21 protein-coding genes are annotated in these 16,478 nt (G+C 61.3%); 5 read left to right on the top strand and 16 right to left on the bottom strand.

The features are described 5' to 3' along the window. Window positions 1-233: 233 nt before the first annotated feature. The 16 genes from HZR14_RS09315 to HZR14_RS09240 all read right to left on the bottom strand — a co-directional run bounded on the left by HZR14_RS09315 (window position 234) and on the right by HZR14_RS09240 (window position 12,364). Window positions 234-1,721 carry an NADH-quinone oxidoreductase subunit N gene (locus HZR14_RS09315; protein ID WP_181692594.1) on the bottom strand — a complete coding sequence of 496 codons (1,488 nt, stop codon included), beginning with the start codon at window positions 1,719-1,721 and terminating at the stop codon, window positions 234-236. Beyond that, on the bottom strand, window positions 1,718-3,268 hold the full coding sequence (locus tag HZR14_RS09310) for a complex I subunit 4 family protein (protein WP_181692593.1): 1,551 nt from the start codon (window positions 3,266-3,268) through the stop codon (window positions 1,718-1,720). Before HZR14_RS09310 ends, HZR14_RS09315 begins: the two co-directional genes overlap by 4 nt. Next, window positions 3,268-5,298 (bottom strand): NADH-quinone oxidoreductase subunit L, encoded by a 2,031-nt coding sequence (nuoL, locus tag HZR14_RS09305; protein ID WP_181692592.1) that lies wholly within the window; start codon window positions 5,296-5,298, stop codon window positions 3,268-3,270. The genes HZR14_RS09310 and nuoL overlap by 1 nt, the downstream gene beginning before the upstream one ends. 1 nt (window position 5,299) lies before the next feature. Further along, the gene (gene nuoK, locus HZR14_RS09300; protein ID WP_181692591.1) at window positions 5,300-5,614 is read right to left on the bottom strand and encodes an NADH-quinone oxidoreductase subunit NuoK; all 315 of its coding nucleotides are present in this window, start codon (window positions 5,612-5,614) and stop codon (window positions 5,300-5,302) included. Next, the gene (locus HZR14_RS09295; protein WP_181692590.1) at window positions 5,614-5,904 is read right to left on the bottom strand and encodes a proton-conducting membrane transporter; all 291 of its coding nucleotides are present in this window, start codon (window positions 5,902-5,904) and stop codon (window positions 5,614-5,616) included. Before HZR14_RS09295 ends, nuoK begins: the two co-directional genes overlap by 1 nt. After that, on the bottom strand, window positions 5,901-6,179 hold the full coding sequence (locus HZR14_RS09290) for an NADH-quinone oxidoreductase subunit J (protein ID WP_181692589.1): 279 nt from the start codon (window positions 6,177-6,179) through the stop codon (window positions 5,901-5,903). Before HZR14_RS09290 ends, HZR14_RS09295 begins: the two co-directional genes overlap by 4 nt. 399 nt (window positions 6,180-6,578) lie before the next feature. Further along, complete coding sequence (gene gvpM / locus HZR14_RS09285) at window positions 6,579-6,830, bottom strand: gas vesicle protein GvpM (protein ID WP_181692588.1); 252 nt, start codon at window positions 6,828-6,830, stop codon at window positions 6,579-6,581. 11 nt (window positions 6,831-6,841) lie between these two features. Beyond that, window positions 6,842-7,690: a gas vesicle protein GvpL gene (gene gvpL / locus HZR14_RS09280; RefSeq protein ID WP_181692587.1), complete on the bottom strand. Its 849-nt coding sequence runs from the start codon at window positions 7,688-7,690 to the stop codon at window positions 6,842-6,844. Continuing rightward, a complete protein-coding gene (locus HZR14_RS09275) occupies window positions 7,683-8,030 on the bottom strand; it encodes a gas vesicle protein K (RefSeq protein WP_181692586.1) in 348 nt (115 codons plus the stop codon). The genes gvpL and HZR14_RS09275 overlap by 8 nt, the downstream gene beginning before the upstream one ends. A gap of 2 nt (window positions 8,031-8,032) precedes the next feature. Beyond that, complete coding sequence (gvpJ, locus tag HZR14_RS14600) at window positions 8,033-8,476, bottom strand: gas vesicle protein GvpJ (RefSeq protein ID WP_181692585.1); 444 nt, start codon at window positions 8,474-8,476, stop codon at window positions 8,033-8,035. Beyond that, entirely contained in the window at window positions 8,469-8,870 is a 402-nt protein-coding gene (locus tag HZR14_RS14595; RefSeq protein WP_181692584.1) for a protein gvpI, read from the bottom strand. Before HZR14_RS14595 ends, gvpJ begins: the two co-directional genes overlap by 8 nt. Then, window positions 8,860-9,399 carry a gas vesicle protein GvpH gene (gene gvpH, locus HZR14_RS09260; RefSeq protein WP_181692583.1) on the bottom strand — a complete coding sequence of 180 codons (540 nt, stop codon included), beginning with the start codon at window positions 9,397-9,399 and terminating at the stop codon, window positions 8,860-8,862. The genes HZR14_RS14595 and gvpH overlap by 11 nt, the downstream gene beginning before the upstream one ends. Next, window positions 9,399-9,650 (bottom strand): gas vesicle protein GvpG, encoded by a 252-nt coding sequence (gene gvpG, locus HZR14_RS09255; RefSeq protein ID WP_181692582.1) that lies wholly within the window; start codon window positions 9,648-9,650, stop codon window positions 9,399-9,401. Before gvpG ends, gvpH begins: the two co-directional genes overlap by 1 nt. A 3-nt stretch (window positions 9,651-9,653) precedes the next feature. After that, the gene (gene gvpF / locus HZR14_RS09250; RefSeq protein ID WP_181692581.1) at window positions 9,654-10,295 is read right to left on the bottom strand and encodes a gas vesicle protein GvpF; all 642 of its coding nucleotides are present in this window, start codon (window positions 10,293-10,295) and stop codon (window positions 9,654-9,656) included. Next, window positions 10,292-10,870: a helix-turn-helix transcriptional regulator gene (locus HZR14_RS09245; protein ID WP_220132509.1), complete on the bottom strand. Its 579-nt coding sequence runs from the start codon at window positions 10,868-10,870 to the stop codon at window positions 10,292-10,294. Before HZR14_RS09245 ends, gvpF begins: the two co-directional genes overlap by 4 nt. A 3-nt stretch (window positions 10,871-10,873) precedes the next feature. Further along, window positions 10,874-12,364, bottom strand: coding sequence for a gas vesicle protein GvpD basic region 2 domain-containing protein (locus HZR14_RS09240; protein WP_181692580.1), 1,491 nt, complete (start codon window positions 12,362-12,364; stop codon window positions 10,874-10,876). A 205-nt stretch (window positions 12,365-12,569) separates the two neighbouring features. Between HZR14_RS09240 and gvpA the strand changes: the two genes are divergently transcribed. The 5 genes from gvpA (at window position 12,570) to HZR14_RS09215 (ending at window position 16,271) form a co-directional block, all read left to right on the top strand. Continuing rightward, window positions 12,570-12,806 (top strand): gas vesicle protein GvpA, encoded by a 237-nt coding sequence (gene gvpA / locus HZR14_RS09235; protein ID WP_181692579.1) that lies wholly within the window; start codon window positions 12,570-12,572, stop codon window positions 12,804-12,806. Window positions 12,807-12,897: 91 nt separating this feature from the next. Continuing rightward, a complete protein-coding gene (locus tag HZR14_RS09230; protein WP_181692578.1) occupies window positions 12,898-14,028 on the top strand; it encodes a MucR family transcriptional regulator in 1,131 nt (376 codons plus the stop codon). Next, window positions 14,025-15,068, top strand: a complete 1,044-nt coding sequence (gvpN, locus tag HZR14_RS09225) for a gas vesicle protein GvpN (protein WP_181692577.1) — start codon at window positions 14,025-14,027, stop codon at window positions 15,066-15,068. Before HZR14_RS09230 ends, gvpN begins: the two co-directional genes overlap by 4 nt. Window positions 15,069-15,092: 24 nt before the next feature. Beyond that, a complete protein-coding gene (locus HZR14_RS09220) occupies window positions 15,093-15,479 on the top strand; it encodes a gas vesicle protein GvpO (RefSeq protein ID WP_181692576.1) in 387 nt (128 codons plus the stop codon). Window positions 15,480-15,503: 24 nt separating this feature from the next. Further along, entirely contained in the window at window positions 15,504-16,271 is a 768-nt protein-coding gene (locus HZR14_RS09215; protein ID WP_181692575.1) for a ParA family protein, read from the top strand. Window positions 16,272-16,478 lie beyond the last annotated feature (207 nt).

Genomic DNA, 16,478 nt, shown 5'->3' with positions numbered 1-16,478 from the left:
GTCCAGGCGGACCCCAATCCAACCGCCAGTTTTTGCCCGTTGTGCTTACCCACAAATACGCTGTCGAGAGGCTTAATTCCGGCGGTTGTGGCCGTGCTGTCGGATTCATCCCCGCCGTGAACGGCGAGGCTTTCTCCTTGACTTTCCGTAAACGCATTACCACCGGCGATCCCGATGTCGCGCGATTCGCGCCCCGGTGTCGCGGCCGCGTCACGGACGGATCGCCGGCCACATCAAAGGAGCGCCGCCGCCGCGTCGAACGCCGCGCCGTCGAAGACGACGAGTCCGGGCAACAAGAACACGGTCACGACCGCCGCGGTGAGCACGGCGGCGTACAGCGCAGTCGGGTAGTGCGCGATGGTTCGGCCCTCGATCGGCTCTTCGATCCACATCGCTTTGACCACGCGGCTGTAATAATACAGGCTCAACGCGCTGTTGATCGCACCGACCAGCGCGAGCCACCAGACGCCCGCACCGACGGCACCCGCAAAGAGATAATACTTCGAGACGAACCCGCCGCCGACCGGTAGGCCGGCAAGCGAGAACATAAAGACGGTCATCGCAACGCAGGCCAGCGGTGCCTGGCGGGCGAGGCCGTTGTAGTCCTCGAAGGTACGGCCGATCTCCCAGTGTTCGACGAGCGCGACGAAGAGGAACGCACCGGTGTTCATGAACCCGTATACGAGCAGGTGAAGCATGCTCGCCCCGAGAACGGTCGCACCCGCGCTCGCCCCGCCGACGCCGGTCAGCGCGGCCAGCCCGATCAGTACGTATCCCGCGTGTCCGATCGAGGAGTACGCGAGCATCCGCTTGACGCGCTCTTGGGTCGCCGCCGCGAAGTTCCCGATGGTCATCGTCAACACCGCGAGGATCTGGAAGACGAGCACCCAATCGATCGCTCCGACGACCGACTGGATCGGGAACCCGACCAACAGGATGCGGAACGCGAGGACGAATCCGGCCGCCTTCGAAGCCGACGAGAGGAACGCCGAGACCGGCGCGGGCGCGCCTTCGTAGGCGTCGGGGGCCCAGAAGTGAAACGGGACGGACGCCGTTTTGAACGCGAGACCGCCGATTATCATGAGCACACCGGTTCCGAACACGCCGGGGTAGGTGGCAGCCGCCTCGCCGGCCGCGTCGGCGACGTCCGAGAGCAGGAGGCTCCCGGTCGAAGCGTAGACGAGCGAGATCCCGTAGACGAGGATCGCCGAGGAGAGCGCCCCGATCAGGAAGTATTTGAGCCCTCCCTCGACGGAGCCGCGGTTCCCCTTCAGGTACGCGACGAGCGCGTAGGAGGGCAGACTCGCGAGTTCGAGCGAGACGAACGCGACGGCGAGACTGTTCGCCGACGCCATAAGCGACATCCCGGTCGCCGCGAGCAGGATGAGCATGTAGTACTCGGCTCTGTGGGGCATCTCACGGACGTAATCGAAGGAAGCGACCGCGACGAGCGCCGTCACGCTGCCGAAGATGAACGTGAAAAGCAGGCTCATCCCATCGACGACGAGCTGGCCGCCGAACAGCTCGATACCGCCCGAAGCGGCCCCGGAAAGCAAGAACACGCCGGAGGCCGCAAGCGCGCCGACCGCCCCGAACGCCGAGACGCCGGCGAGTACGCCCCCGCTCGTCTTCCCCGGACTGAACGCATCGATCACGAAGAGAGCGAGCGCGGCGAGGACGAACGCCCCGGCCGGCGCGAGCGCGAGGCCACCGGCGATCATCGGAGCCCACCCCCGAAGCCGACGTCGATGACGTCAAGCGTCGCGTCCCGGATCATCTCGAAGAACAGGTCCGGGGCGACGCCGAGCGCGATGATGAGCACCACGAGCACCACGAGCGGCGCGACGTCGTGTAGCGGTGCCCGTCCGAGTTCGTAGTCGGTTTCGAGTCGGAAGGGGCCGAACAGCGACCGCTGCATCGCCCACAGGAGATACCCGGCGACGATCACGATACCGAACATCGCGGCGGCAGCGAAAAGCGGCGCGGCCGGCAGCACCGTCGACTCGAACGTACCGATGAAGACGAACAGTTCAGCCATGAAGCCGGCCATGAGCGGTAGTCCCATGTAGGCGAACGCGCCGGTGAGAAACACGGTGGCAGTCACCGGCATTTTGCTCGCGAGCCCCGACATGTCGCCGATCATCCGGGTGTGTGTCGCGTTATAGAAGACGCCGACCGTCATGAACAGGAGTCCGGAGATGAGCCCGTGGGCGACCATCTGGAACGTCGCGCCGCCGACGCCGTAGACGGTGTACGCGACGAGCCCCAGGATGACGTAGCCCATAGAGGAGACGGACGAGTACGCGACGACGCGTTTGAGGTCCTGTTGGGCCAACGCGAGCAACGCGCCGTAGATGATCGAGATGACGGCGATGGCGGCGATCGGCGCGGCCAGCATCGCGGCCTGTTGGGGCAGTATCGTGAAGTTGAACCGAAGGAGGGCGTAGGTACCCATCTTCAGGAGGACGCCGGCCAGAAGCACCGAGACCGGCGTCGGGGCCTCGACGTGGGCGTCCGGCAGCCAGGTGTGGAACGGAACGATCGGGACCTTCACCGCGAAGCCGGCGAACATCGCGAGGAAGGCGGCCATCGCGAGCGCGTCGGGGCCGATGCCGATCGTCGACGTGCCGAGATAACCGAGTTGGCCCGCCCGGAGCGCCTCGGCGATGGCGGGCATGCTCGTCGAGGAGATCGCGTCGCCGAGGCCGAAGATCAGTCCGAAGTAGCCGATGAACATCACGAGCGAGGCGACGTTCGTGTAGACGAAGAACTTGATCGCGGCGTACTTCCGACGGGGACCGCCCCAGACGCCGATGAGCAGATACATCGGGATCAACACGGCTTCCCAGAAGACGAACCAGAGGACGAAATCCAGCGCCGAGAAGACGCCGATGAGGCTGCCTTCCAAAAAGAGGACGAGGCCGTAGAATTCGCTCTGGCGGCTGTCGATCGGCGTCCACGCGCTCAGGATGGCGAGCGTCGTCAGTACCGTCGAGAGGACGATAAGCGGCATGGAGATCCCATCGAGACCGACGTGGTAGTTGACGGCGTAGGGGCCGAACTGCAGCCACTCGGCGAACGCCTCGTAGGCGACGTCACCGCCCAAGAAAGCGTTGCCGCTTCCGTCGAACCCGAGATACATATACAGCGATACGAGAAGCGGTGCGAGCGAGACGCCGAAGGCGACTCGCCCGGCGTAGCCGCTCGGGGCGACGAAGACGACGGCGGCACCGATCAGACACGACAGGATGAGTGCCTCGACGAACATCAGAGCCACCCCCCGAGGATCGCAAAGACCACGAGCAACGCGAGCAGGCTCAAGAGGATGAGCGCCGCGTAGTTCGTCACGATACCCGTCTGGATCCGCCGCAGACGGCTCCCGGCCGAGAGACTCACGCTCGAGGTCGCGTTGACCGCGCCGTCGATGACGCCCTGATCGAACGTGTCGGCAGCCGAGGACAGCCGGACCGTGAAGCCTTCGGCGAGCCACACCTGATATTCGTCCTGGTAGTAGTTGTGCATGAGAAGCGTCCGTAGACCGCCGAGTTTCTCCGTGTGTCGTGTCGGTACCGCGCCGCGATAGAGGCCGTACGCGGAGCCGGCACCGAGGAGCGCCAGTCCGAGGCTGAGACCGGCACCCAAAAGCAGCGTCGTCACCTCGCTACCGACGTAGGCCGACGTGTATCCCGCGTGGTCGTGTAACAGTTCGCTGTAGTGTTCTCCGTGGGTCAGGAGGCCGACGTCGCGTTCGAGATAGCCCTCGAGGAACGCGACGTGGAGGCTGCCGCCCGAGAGCTTCTCGACCGGAACGAGGTTGATCCCCCCCGCGATGACCGCCAGTACACCGAGGACCGACAGCGGGAATTTGACGTTCCAGCGGACACCGTGGGGGTCCTCGGCGGTATCGCTTCGGGGCTCGCCGTGGAACGTGAGAAGCACCATCCGGATCGTATAGAAGCCGGTCAGAAACACCGCGGCAAGCGCCATCGCGTACGCGCCGAAAAGCAGTGGGCTCCCCCCGAGTGCGTGGATGAGCGTCTCGAAGAGCACCTCGTCTTTCGACCAGAAGCCGGAGAAGGGGAAGATGCCGGCGAGCGCGAGCGATCCGAAGAGGAACGTAACGTACGTGACCGGCATCTCGTCTTTCAGCCCGCCCATCTTCCACATGTCCTCGTCGTGGTGCATCGCGATGATAACCGATCCCGCACCGAGGAACAACAGCGCTTTGAACACCGCATGAGTCGTCAGATGGAAGAACGCGGCGACGTAGCTGCCGGCGCCCAACGCGAGCATCATGTAGCCGTACTGGCTGATCGTCGAGTACGCGAGCACCTGCTTGATTTCGTCTTTGACCACGGCCATCGTCGCGGCGAAGAGGGCGGTAAAGCCGCCGACGAAGGCGATGATCGCGAGCACCGTCGGCAACAGCGCATAGAAGCCATACATCCGAGCGACGAGGTATACGCCGGCGGCGACCATCGTCGCGGCGTGGATCAACGCGGAGACGGGCGTCGGGCCCTCCATCGCATCGGGCAACCACGTGTGGAACGGGAACTGTGCGGATTTACCGAGCGCGCCGCCCAACACGAGCAGCCCGAGCACGGAGAACCACGTCTCGGCTCCGAACCCGAAGAACGTCTCGCCGGCCGCGATCGCCTCCTCGGCCAACACGGGAAAGCCCTCGCTACCGGCGAAGCCCGCGGTCCCGAACGTGACCAGAACGCCGACGACGCCGACGAGGAAGAAATAATCGCCGAATCGGGTGACGAGGAACGCCTTCTTCGCCGCCGACGGGGGGGCGTCCTCCGTGAACCAGTGGCCGATGAGCAGATACGAACAGAGGCCCACGAGTTCGAAGAAAATGAACGCCATGAGCAGGTTGTCCGCGATGACGAACGCGAGCATGCTCGCGGTGAACAGCCCCAACCCGGCGTAGTACCGCGGCAGCCCCGGTTCGCCCTCGTCGTTCATGTAGCCCAGAGAGAAGACGTGGACGAGAAAGGCGATGAGCGAGACGATCACGAGCATCGCCGCCGAAAGCTGATCGATCAGGATTCCGAACGTCAGATCAAACGTCGCGTCGGCATCGACGAGCGTGTACCACGTCTGGTTGTGCGGTTCACCGGTCAGGAGGAGCCACGCGAGGGTGGCAAGAGAGAGTCCGAGCGTGCCCGCGGTCGCGAGGCTCCCGACGACGGCCCCCCGCCTCGGAAGCCACGCGCCGAAAAAGAGCGCGAGCGCGAAGGATGCGAGCGGGAGCAGGACGATCGCCGGAGTGAGTTCGTATATAACCGACATCTTACCACCTCAGGGTCGTCGCGTCTGTCACGTCGACGTCGCCGAAGTTCCGCTGTAGTACGAGGATGATCCCGATCCCGATCGCGACCTCCGCGGCCGCGATCGCGATGACGAAGAGCGCGAACACCTGGCCGGTGATCTCGCCCCAATAGAACGCGAAGACGACGAGGTTGATGTTCGCGGCGTTGAGCAACAACTCGACGCTCATCAAGAACAACAGCGCGTTCCGGCGGGTGAGCACGCCGAAGAGGCCGGCACAGAATACCGCGGCCGAGAGGACCATATAATACTCGACGGGGACGGTTTCGAGCACCATCAGGGCTCGTCCTCCGTGTCCTTTTTCGCCAGCAATATCGCGCCGTCGAGGGCGGCATCGAGCACGACCGCGATCGTGATGAACGCGACGAGGAAGCCCTCCCCGCCGATGTCACCGCCCGGTAGGTTGAACAGCGCATAGCCGATCGAAGCGGTGACGGAGCCGTCGGGGAACGGCCCAGCCGTTCCGAATCCGGCGCTCAAAAACACGGCCGACAGGAACGCAAACAGTCCGACGGCGAGGACACCGATGACCATCTCCCCCCGGTAGAGCCGCGGGCGAGTCGTCATCCGGTCACCTCCATGTCGATCTCGGAATCACGTCGAACGAGCATAACGGCGAACGTAATGAGGACCAGTACGCCGCCAACGTATACGAGTACCTGTATCACCGCGAGGAACTCGGCCCGTAACATCACGTAGTGGACCGCAACGGACAGCAACGCGACGCCCAAAAGCAGCGCCGAGTGCCACACGTCACGGGCCAGTACGACCCCGACGCTCGCCCCGACGGTGAGCAGGGCGAACAGGAGAAATGCCAGCGTCTCAAGCGGTACTACAGCCATTACCTGCTTGTGCACCCGGACGCCTTTTGAAGATTTCCGTTCCAACTTCCACTTTTTGCACGAGAACACGGGTCGCGCGCCGAACGGCGCGCGACACCGGTTCTCGGCAAAAACGTGGGGAAAATATGCGCGCGTGCTCCCTCCGCGACCCTCCGGGTCGCGTCAGTCCGCGCGCGCTACGGCGACTCGTTCACTCCGTTCGCTCGTCGCCGGGAACCGCCTCGGGGGCGACCGTCGGACGCCCCCTCGGCGGAGAGTCGCGTGTATGGTATGCACGCAAACGTATGATGAGGATGTCTCGGGTGCGGGGCATGGGAACTCACGTGTCGGGTCGGGTGCGGGGCATGGGAGCTCACGTGTCGGGTCGGGTGCGGGGCATGGAGTGGTCGGATGTGTCGATTACCGCCGCTCGGATGGTGGCTTTGTCCGTTCGTCAGCGCTTGTACGCCGTCTGTGGGTTGTATCCCACTGTTCGAACATCCCGTACTCCGTCATCGTCGTCATTCCGGCGATAGTGGCCCGGAGGCTGATTCCGATGAGAGGGATATCGGCCACGGTTACGACCACGTCCGCTTGGATCACCGCCCCTTCGCGTAGCAGTACGTCAAGCAGCTCTACGATGGCGTGCGTATCGTCCTTCGTTGGTTTCATAATACGATCACTCACCCGAGGTCGGGCGCGAACGTGTACGGCGGCCACGGGCCGGTGAATCTAACGCTCACGCCGTCACGTTCGACCAACCTGTCCAGCCGGCTACCGAGTTCTGCTTCGTCTGTCTCGTCGGCGAGAACCGCTACGCGCGCTATCTGTTCTCTGTCCGCCGGATCGGGGGTCTCCGACGGCGAGACGTTTGATTCCTGTTCCTGTAGTTCGCGTGCGGTCGGCTCGACCGTCCGTTTCAGCGCTGCCGTAAGTTCCGTACGGCGTTCACTCTTCAGTTCGCGGAGCCGTTTGTCGTACTGCTTTTCGAGCAGAAAGGCTTTGCCGGTGCCTGCTTGCCGTTGGCGTTGTTGTATCTTCCGTAGCTTCCCGTCCCGATCTTCGGCACCGTCTTCGAACGACGTTGGATCCCAAAGCAGGCTGATGCGATACTCCCGCGTGCCCGCGAACGAGCACAGTCCGCCGCGTATCCGGTCGTACTGGTCGCGTATCCATCCGGTGACGCCCGCATTCCCACCCTCGAAGACCGTGTTGAACCGCATCGGAAGCGGCGTTCCGAACACCTCACTCGCCGCGTCGACGACTTGCTGGTGTCTGAGTACCCGCTGTGTCAGTAGGTCCGTATCCGGAGGTTCTGTACCGTACGTCCGCTCACAGTCGTGGACGATGGCGGCGACGCCGCGCTCTCGGACGACGTAGACTGGGGCGTCCTCGACGCCACGAGCAGTGATCTCGGCCCCCTCGGCAGCCGTGGGATCGACCAGACAGTACAGATACCGCCCGTCCGTGACCTCTTGCCCGTCGTTCGGCTTCTCGGACCGTGCAGCGGCGTCCGTCGAGTGTTTACTCATCGGTGACGTCACCGAAATTAAACGGTGGATCGGCTGAACCGGAGGATTCGCGTCCAGAGAGCTGTTCAATGGCGTCGCGTACGAGACCATCGAGGTCGTTTTTAAATTCGGTGACGTCCTCATCGATCGCTTCTCGGCGTTTCAGCCGCTCGATTTCCTCCTCTAGGGCCTGCAGCTGCCGTCCAAGGCGTTCGATTTCGTCCTCCGAGAGTGATCCGGACTCCATCCGTCGGACGGCCTCCTGTTCGAGCGCTTCGACCAGTAACTCAACGACAGTCACGACGAGCGCGGTGAGTCCACCCTGCAGATCTTCACTCTCCTCGTCAAGCGTGAGTTCCACGGCTACTCACTCCCATCCGTAGACGTATCGGATGTAGACTCGGGAGGTGTTTCAACCCCTCTTTTTTTCTGTTCCGGAGGGGTTTCAGCCGTAGTTTTGGCATCAGATCGCGTGCTCAGACCTTCGGATACACCGGCCCCCTCCGATACACCGGCCCCCTCCGATACACCGGCCCCCTCCGATACACCGGCCCCCTCCGATACATCCGGGGAGGAGACGTCGGCCGCTGTCTCGACACGTTCCATGTCCGTTCCCGCCGGAAACTCGAGTCCGTACTTCGCAGCGGTTTCGAACGACGCGATGGCTGCGCGGATCTCGATTCCCAGCAGTTCAGTGTCGCCGACACTGACCGCGACGTCAGCATTGACGACTACCCCCTTGTCCAACAGCATCTCCAACATCTCCGCGAGATCACCCTGCGAGCGCGTCGGCTTGGGGTCACTCACCGCTCGACACCCCACCGTCCGCTGGCTCGTCCCCCGAGACAGGCCCGTCGTCGTTTTCGCTCGTCTTGCGGTGGAGCCGAAGGCCGTACAGCCGCTCACGGGCCGTCACCGTCGAATACCTCGGAACTGCCGGAACGGCCGAATGTGAGTTACGAGCCGCGTTTTGGGCGTTCGACGTCTGGGGCGGAAGTGTCGAGTGTGCCGTCGGATTCTTTTTATTGTCATCGGCTTCCGCTCGCCGTTTTTCACACTGTTTTCGGTTCTCAGCCCGGCGTCGTGCGAGTGCCTTCCGCTGTTGGAGGAGTTTATTCCGGGCCTTGTCCCGATTGGTCTGTGCTTTTATTTGTGCCTGCCGCGCCTTCTTGCTCCGTTGTCGCTGTTGTTTATTGGTCATTGGACTCACTGTCGTTGGCGTCGCACGTTCGCTCCAGTCGGACCTCAAGGATCTGGTTGTTGAGCGTTACGTCCGTAATCGTCACAGTTCGGGTGTCGAGCGCGACGCGCTCGACGCGTTCCGCTCCGATCCACAGTTCTAAGACCCCTCGTTCAGCGTCGAACGTAACGTCGAGTTCTGCCTCGGTCGCCCCCGGTAAATCCGCGATTACGACACATTCGGTCTCGTCGATATCCCGCGTCTCGATATGGAGCGCTGGAGTGTCATCTCCCGGATCACGTGCCGTCCCGTCCGGGGGGCGCGGGGAGTCCGACTGGGTACCGGGGCCAAAGCCGATTGAGACATCATAATCGTACTCGATGCTGGTCCCTCCGCGCTCAATGCGGCCCGACTCACGTCTGTGACCCCCCTCGTTCGTTTCGATTTCGGCGAACGCCTCAATGATGGCTCGTAGCTGACCGAGTAGGCCGGTTGGATGCCCGGATGAGTCCTCCGATGAGTCGTCAGGATCGTTCCGATGGGGGGCCATTAGCGTTTGACCTCCATCCGGTCTCGCATCTGTGATTGGATCAGTTCGGCCATCTCCAGTTCTGCCTCGAGTTCCTGTTTACGTTCTTCGTACTCCGCTTTTGGCCGTTCACCGATCTCATACAGTAGCTGGTTTTCCTTGATGTCGTCACGGATGGACCCCATGTCGTACATCTCGCCGAGCGCCATCGTGTGGAGGATATCCAGCACAGAAAAAAACGGCTTCACGAGCACGTCGTCGAGAATGAACACGTTTCATCGACCCCCTCGTTGCTGGTCTGTTCCGATATGGATATCGACGAAATTGTACGGCGGCCACGGTCCAGTATATTGGACAGTAACGTCGTCGTGAGCCGACCGTATCGTATCGATGGCGGCGTCGAACTCGTCTCGGTGCTCGCGGTCGACGAGATACGACTTATTGACGATCAACCGGTCACTGAAGAGGTCGTTCTCCGTTTCGTTGATACTTGCTTCCGAGAGCCGATCTGTCATGCCGGCTTGGGCTATCTCCTCTGCGGTTTCGTCCTCCCCGGAGTCGATTACTTTAACGCCCAGTTCGACCGTGCTGTCGATGTCGTTCAGGGTGCTTCGCAGGGCGCGTTGTGCTCCCCGCAGGACGCCCTTCAGTGTGCGTCCGTTTTTGAACGCCATCCCGAAGCTCATCGGCACGATCGTCCGGCCGCCGTCATATTCGAGCACGCGCTGGAGGACGTCGTTGTGAGCCTCAACCGCGTCGTCGGTGCGCTCCGGATCCGTCGTATCGATGTCCGAGACGACAGCCGAGAGCGCACGATAATCGACCGTATATATGCTCTCCGCACCGCCGACGCCCTCGACGTCCAGTTCGAGACCCTCCTGTTCGACGATGCCGTAGGTGTATAGCTTATTGCTCATTCGTCTCCTCCATGTGACTGGGTGTCTCTTGATTTATATTCGATCATGAGTAGCTTCAGTACGATCGAAAACGTCAGTAGTCTATTTACGTCAGAGCTGACCCGATCGAGTACCGCCTCCGTCTCGGAGATGCGGTACACCTTTCGCTTCGCCAGTTCGGTCATTTTGAGTAAGTCGTCGTCGGCGAGGTCAATTAAGTGTGGGTACACCGTTCCGGGACTCAGGTCTGCACCAAACAGTCGGTTGAGGTCCTGACGGAGTTCTTTTCCGGAGGCCTCACCTCGAATGGCGATCAACAACAGCATGGTCTCGTCCAGTTGTGCGATTGCCTGTTTCTTTTCGATGCTCTGTAAATATCCGTTATCAAGCCACCCGCTCATCGTGCTCACTGCGTCCTCGGAGAGCCGGGTTTCGGTGTACTGGGGCCGAGACCCCGTCTCGTCCGTCCCCATCTGAGGGGCCGCGTTCGGAGCGGAGAGCACGTCGTCTATAGCCGCGGAGGACGGGCTAACGTCAGCGTCCAGATCGTCGCAGAGTATTCCCAAGAGGTCGTGTATGTTCTCAGATTCATTCATGTGTCAGACCATCTCCGTCAGTGTGATTCTGGGGATAGGCCGCGACCGACCGATCCCGATGCCGAGGAGCGGGGTCAGCGGATTTTCCCCGTACAGGACGATTGCGCTCCCGGATCGTTCCAGGCGGAAATGCATGTCCGCGACACGGTCGGCCCGTTCTCTGAGTTCGGTTCCCGGCTCGGTGATGATAACTGTCAAGTCGTTGTGGAGGGCAACGTAGTTGGCAAGGGCACCCAACTGGCCATCGAACGTCCGCCGCGCGGTATCCATGCTAAGGACGTGTAATACCGGACCGTTGCTTTGTTCGCGCAGCTGTTCGACGTAGCCGATGTACGAATCATAGGAGGTGCATTTCTGCTCGTTCGCCGTATCTTCCGGTTTTCGTTCGTCATGGAGGTTCTTTGTGTTCGTCGTGGACTGTTCGCTGTCAGTCGCCGTGTCGGCATACGTTCCGAATACATGGCAGTAGGTCTCGAACACACGCGGATCCAACACGGCGTTCAAGTCGTTGTGAAGCAGCCCAGGGCTCCCTTCACGCGGAGGGACGACGGCAACGCCCATCTCGTTCGCCAGAAAGTTTCGAATCGTCGGAAGTGTCAACACGCTCCACGCGTCGCGGGATAGATCAGTCCCCAGATCGAGGTGAACGATGCTTCCACGGTTGTATCCATCAGAGAGGATGGGATCGAGATCGCTGATTCCCGTCGAAAACGTTCGTCTCGTGTTCGTTCTGGGTTCCCAGGTTCCATCGCCGGTGCCCGAATGGACAGTCGGCAGTTTGACCGGAGGAATGGCCTGAAACCGGCCATCGGCGAGGGTGATCGGCTGTAATCGGTTCCCGATACGGACGCCACGCAGCTTTTCCAGTCTGAGCCGACGCCGCGTTCGCCCGCGTTCGTCCTCCGAGACCTCCAGCGCGATCACACCGTCGACGATGTACCCGAGAGACGGCGAGTCAGCCGTCTCGGAGACGAGCAGCGTCCGGATACCCTCCTCTCTGGCGAGCGCGACCAACTGTGTGGTCATGGTTTCGATGTCCGGCGGATCGTCGTGACGGGCGGCGAGGTATTCGTACACAAGGTCCCAGCTGTCAAACGCGACCGTGAGTCGGGCGTTCGCCTCGTTGACGCGGGTAAGCCACTTGAGCAGCGAGTCCAGATCAAGCCGTTCGAACGGCACATCGACGTCCAACGGGCGTTCGAACGGCTCCCGTGAGATATCGAGGATGTGTGTCTTATCGAGCGAGGAGTGCTCCTCGAAGTACATATCGTGGACGGTATCTTGATCGACGCGCGTCGACACATAGAGTACGTCGCTGTGGCGCTCTAGTAAATCGAGGCCGCTGATCGTGAACAGTGTCTTGCCCGTTCCCGGTGCGCCGTTGATCAAAAGTGTATGCCCCAGGTCCCGGGTGAAAAAACGGCTAATCTCGCGAGGGAAGAGTTTATCACCCCGTTGGTCCGTCGCCGTGTGTAGTGAGTCGGATAGAGTCATACTGTGGACGACGATGGACTGCCATCGGAACGGTCGCGGATGGATCGACACGGCTGTCAGACCTAAAGCCCATGCGCCCGTGGGTGCCGGTACGGACCCGGGAGATAAATAGGCATGGTACAGTATACCTATTGAAACGATCATTACAGTTGATAAAACCGTCTCAACCTATTTGATACGGCTGTACGTACGGTAGAACGCAATCATGGCTCAACCCGACTCATCAAGTCTGGCGGAAGTTTTAGACCGTGTACTAGACAAAGGCGTCGTTGTCGACGCGTACGCTCGCATCTCGCTCGTCGGAATCGAGATCCTGACCGTCGAAGCACGGGTCGTCGTCGCCTCGGTCGACACCTTCCTCCACTACGCCGAAGAGATCGCAAAGATCGAACAGGCGGAACTTACTGCCGGCGCGGAAGCGGCACCGACGCCGGAAGCCTAGCCGGCAGTCTCGCCTCGACGCGGCCTAACGGAGGCGTACAGCACATAAAAGACCCACCAACCAATTTTTCAACACGCCCAATCCAGTACCCATGAGTGTTAGAGACAAAATCGATGAAATGACCGAGGCGAAAAAAGACTTCTCAGAGACGGAGCGGGAGTTCGAAGTCTACGCTGCGGAGTTCGGCGACGGCGTTGAAGCCAAACAGGACGTGAGTCATCTCGCCGGGGGAATCGAGGCCCTTCTAGAGGAGATGAAAGGAACCGACGAATCGTTCGACGCCTACAACGAGGCGTTCAACACCGATGTCGCTCGTCTCAACGTTGGGATCGACGAACGGCGTGAGGCAATATACGACGTGATCGAGACATTCGACGATTACGCGGACGTGTTTGCCGTGGACGTCACGGAAAAACAAGATATAAGCGACCTACTCGATGCGGTCGAGGCGTTCCAGGCGGAGATAGCGACGACAAAGGACGTGTTCGACGCCCACGAAAGCGAGTTTGCGGCGGACGTGGCCGCTATGCAGGATGTATCCGATCTACTGGCGGCGATCGAAACCCTCGAATCGGAGTTTGCGGCCGTCGATGACATATTCGGTGAGTACGTCGAGGCGTTCGAGGGCGACGTCGACAGTTTTCACGAATCGGTGATAGATCGGCGTGAGGCCTTCAAAGCAGTAAGCAACGCCTTCTTGCAGTACCGCGAGGAGTTCCACGAGGTCGAAGTACAGGCACTCCAGGACGCTGTCGTGGCGTTCCGGGCGGAGATAGGCGACGTCAGAACGGAGTTCAAGACGACCGAGGATGCGTTCGCTGCATTCGTTCGCGAATTTTACGGACAGAGCGATGCCAGCGAGCAGTCACCTTCGGGGGAGGGAATAGCGGTCGAACCGGAACGAGAGGGCGAAACCGGAGCCGACCTCGAAGAGCCCGACGCCGAGGCGGAGGGAAATGAGTCCCCGGCTGAAGCATCCGGGAGCGAGCAGTCCTCCGAATCGATCACAATAGAGGTCGAGTCCGAGGACTCAGAAACTTCGGAAGCCGACGACGATACCGCAACCGGGGCGGAGACGGCCGACGATATGGTACAGTGCCTGATTTGCAGTGAGTATTATCAGGCGATTACGGAGCCACACCTCCAGACACACGACATGACTATTCAGGAGTATCGTGACGAATACGGTGAAGACGTCCCGCTCCGACCGGATGATACATGACTGATAGTTCACGCGAGCGCAAGGTGCGAGGATCACAGATCCGGTCCTCGCGGGAGAGCAAACAGCAACAGCGAAACCAACGCCGCGAGGACAAGGGCCTCAGCCGACTTCAAAAACAGCGGGGGCAAAATGAGCAGCGAACGCCGACACAGCTCAGCGACCAGTTCATCCCGGAGGAGCAATCGTTCGTCGAGACGGAGGCGGTCAAGGAGGTCAAAAACCGCATGCGCCGCTGGATTGACGTCGAGCGGCCCGTTCACCTGATCGGGCCGACAGGGTGTGGGAAGACCGCGCTGGCGATGCACGTCGCCCACGACCGCGACCGACCGGTCGTCTGGATTAACGGTGACGCCGACCTGACAACGAGCGATCTGGTCGGCGAATACGCCGAAAAAGAACGTATCTCCGAGCACGATAAGTATATTCACAACGTCGTCAAGAGCAAGGACATCATCCGGGACCGCTGGGTCGATAATCCGCTTACGCTGGCCGTCCGGGAAGGCGCGACGCTCGTGTACAACGAGTTCTCCCGCACCAAGCCCGTCGCGAACAACGTCCTATTGTCGGTATTCGAGGAGGGCGTACTCGAGCTACCGGGCCAGCGCGGTGAGTCACGGTACGTAGACGTCCACCCCGACTTCCGAGCGATTTTGACCTCGAACTCCGTGGAGTACGCCGGCGTCCACGAGCCGCAGGACGCGCTGTTGGATCGTCTCGTTGGGATCCACATGGGTTTCTACGACCACGACACCGAAGTCGAGATCACCCGTTCTCACGTCGATAACACCGGCATGGAACGGATCGAATCGATCGTCCGACTGATGCGCGAGCTACGCGGACGTCTCGATATCGATATCGGAACCCGGGCGGCGATCATGGCCGCGGAGGGGCTCGAGCCCATCGATGATCCCGACCGGTCGACGCTCACGACTGTCTGTGTCGACGTGCTGGCTTCGAAACTCGCCCAACGCAGCGAGGTTCAGGCGCTGCGCAACGAGGTCGAAGCCGCCATCGAGGACGTAGGGGCAGACCTTTCTTGAGTCGTCGTACATATATCTAACAATATGCCGGACCACGCAAACGACCACGACGACGGCGATGACAGAGCCGACTCGATGGAGACGGGGGCCGAAGAGGCCGACGGGGCGGCCGACCAGTCCGGCCCGGCCGAGGACGGATCGGGCCAGTCTACGATTAGCTTAGGGGATGCACAGAGACGCGCCCGGGAGGTAGCGGCCGAGCTACTTGAGTACGAGTTCGAGGGAGTAATCAAAGTCGAGACAACGGACGGCGGCTGGCGCACTGTCATCGAGGTTATCGAACGCAGCGCCGTCCCCGACACCCAAGACATCATCGGTCGGTACGAGATCGGGCTCGACGCGACCGGTAGCGTCACCGGCTACGAGCTATTGGAACGCTATCGGCGCGGCGATATGAAGGAGGAATTATAAATAGGGACCTCGGATGCGAGGATTATGACTTACCGACTGGCCGTGGCGAACGAGAAAGGTGGGGTCGGAAAGACGACAACCGCAATCAACATCGCCGGTGCGCTCGCGGCGGCCGGCCACGACGTCCTGTTCGTCGACCTCGACGCGCAGGGAAACGGCACGGTTGGATTGGGCCTGGAGGGGAGTTACACCGCGGAAGGAACGTCGGTATACGATCTCCTCGTTGATTTTGACGCCGACGTCAGGATCGGGGACGTAATCCAGCCACACGAGGAGTTCGACGTTCTGCCGTCACACATCGACATGTTCAACGCCGAATCGGAGCTCCAGACGGCGATGCGGGGCCGCGAGCGGCTCTGGATGGCGTTCGAAGGGTTGGACGTCGGATACGACTACGTCGTGATCGATACACCGCCTTCGTTGGGATTGCTTACTGATAACGCGCTTTTGGCCTGTCGGAACGTCCTCGTCCCCGCACTCGCCGAGGATACCTCGAAACACGCACTCGACATCCTGTTCGATCATTTCGATACACTCGAGGGGGGCTACGGTGTGGATATCGACCCGGTGGGGATCATCATCAACCGGATCGAGGTCGACGGCGAGGCCGACCGTATGGTTAGGTGGTTCGAAGAGCGATTCGGCGGGGCGCTTCCCATCTGGAACATACGTAATCGTGTCGCGTTAAAACGGGCGTGGGCCAACGGGGCGTCGATCTTTGGCCACGGTGAAACCACGGACATGGACGCCGAGTTCCGGAGGATCGCTGACCACCTCAACGATCGAAAATAGCTCGATTCGACTGCGGATACGAACGGCTGTACCGGCGTGAGGGGAGCTGACACACGGGGGGTCAACAGTGCGAGCGGGTCAATGTCCTCGTGACCCCACCTTTTTGTCGCTCGGGATTCCTCGCTCCGCGAGGAACCACTCCCGAAAAAACGTGGATGAAAAAGCCGACCCCGTCGCGTCGGGGGGCCTCACTTCGTTCGGCCCCCG

Source organism: Natronomonas salinimetallica, from assembly GCF_013839515.1.
In the GTDB taxonomy this organism is placed as follows: domain Archaea; phylum Halobacteriota; class Halobacteria; order Halobacteriales; family Haloarculaceae; genus Natronomonas.
Note: the sequence above shows the minus strand (reverse complement) of the source record. Positions and strands in the feature narration are given on the sequence as shown.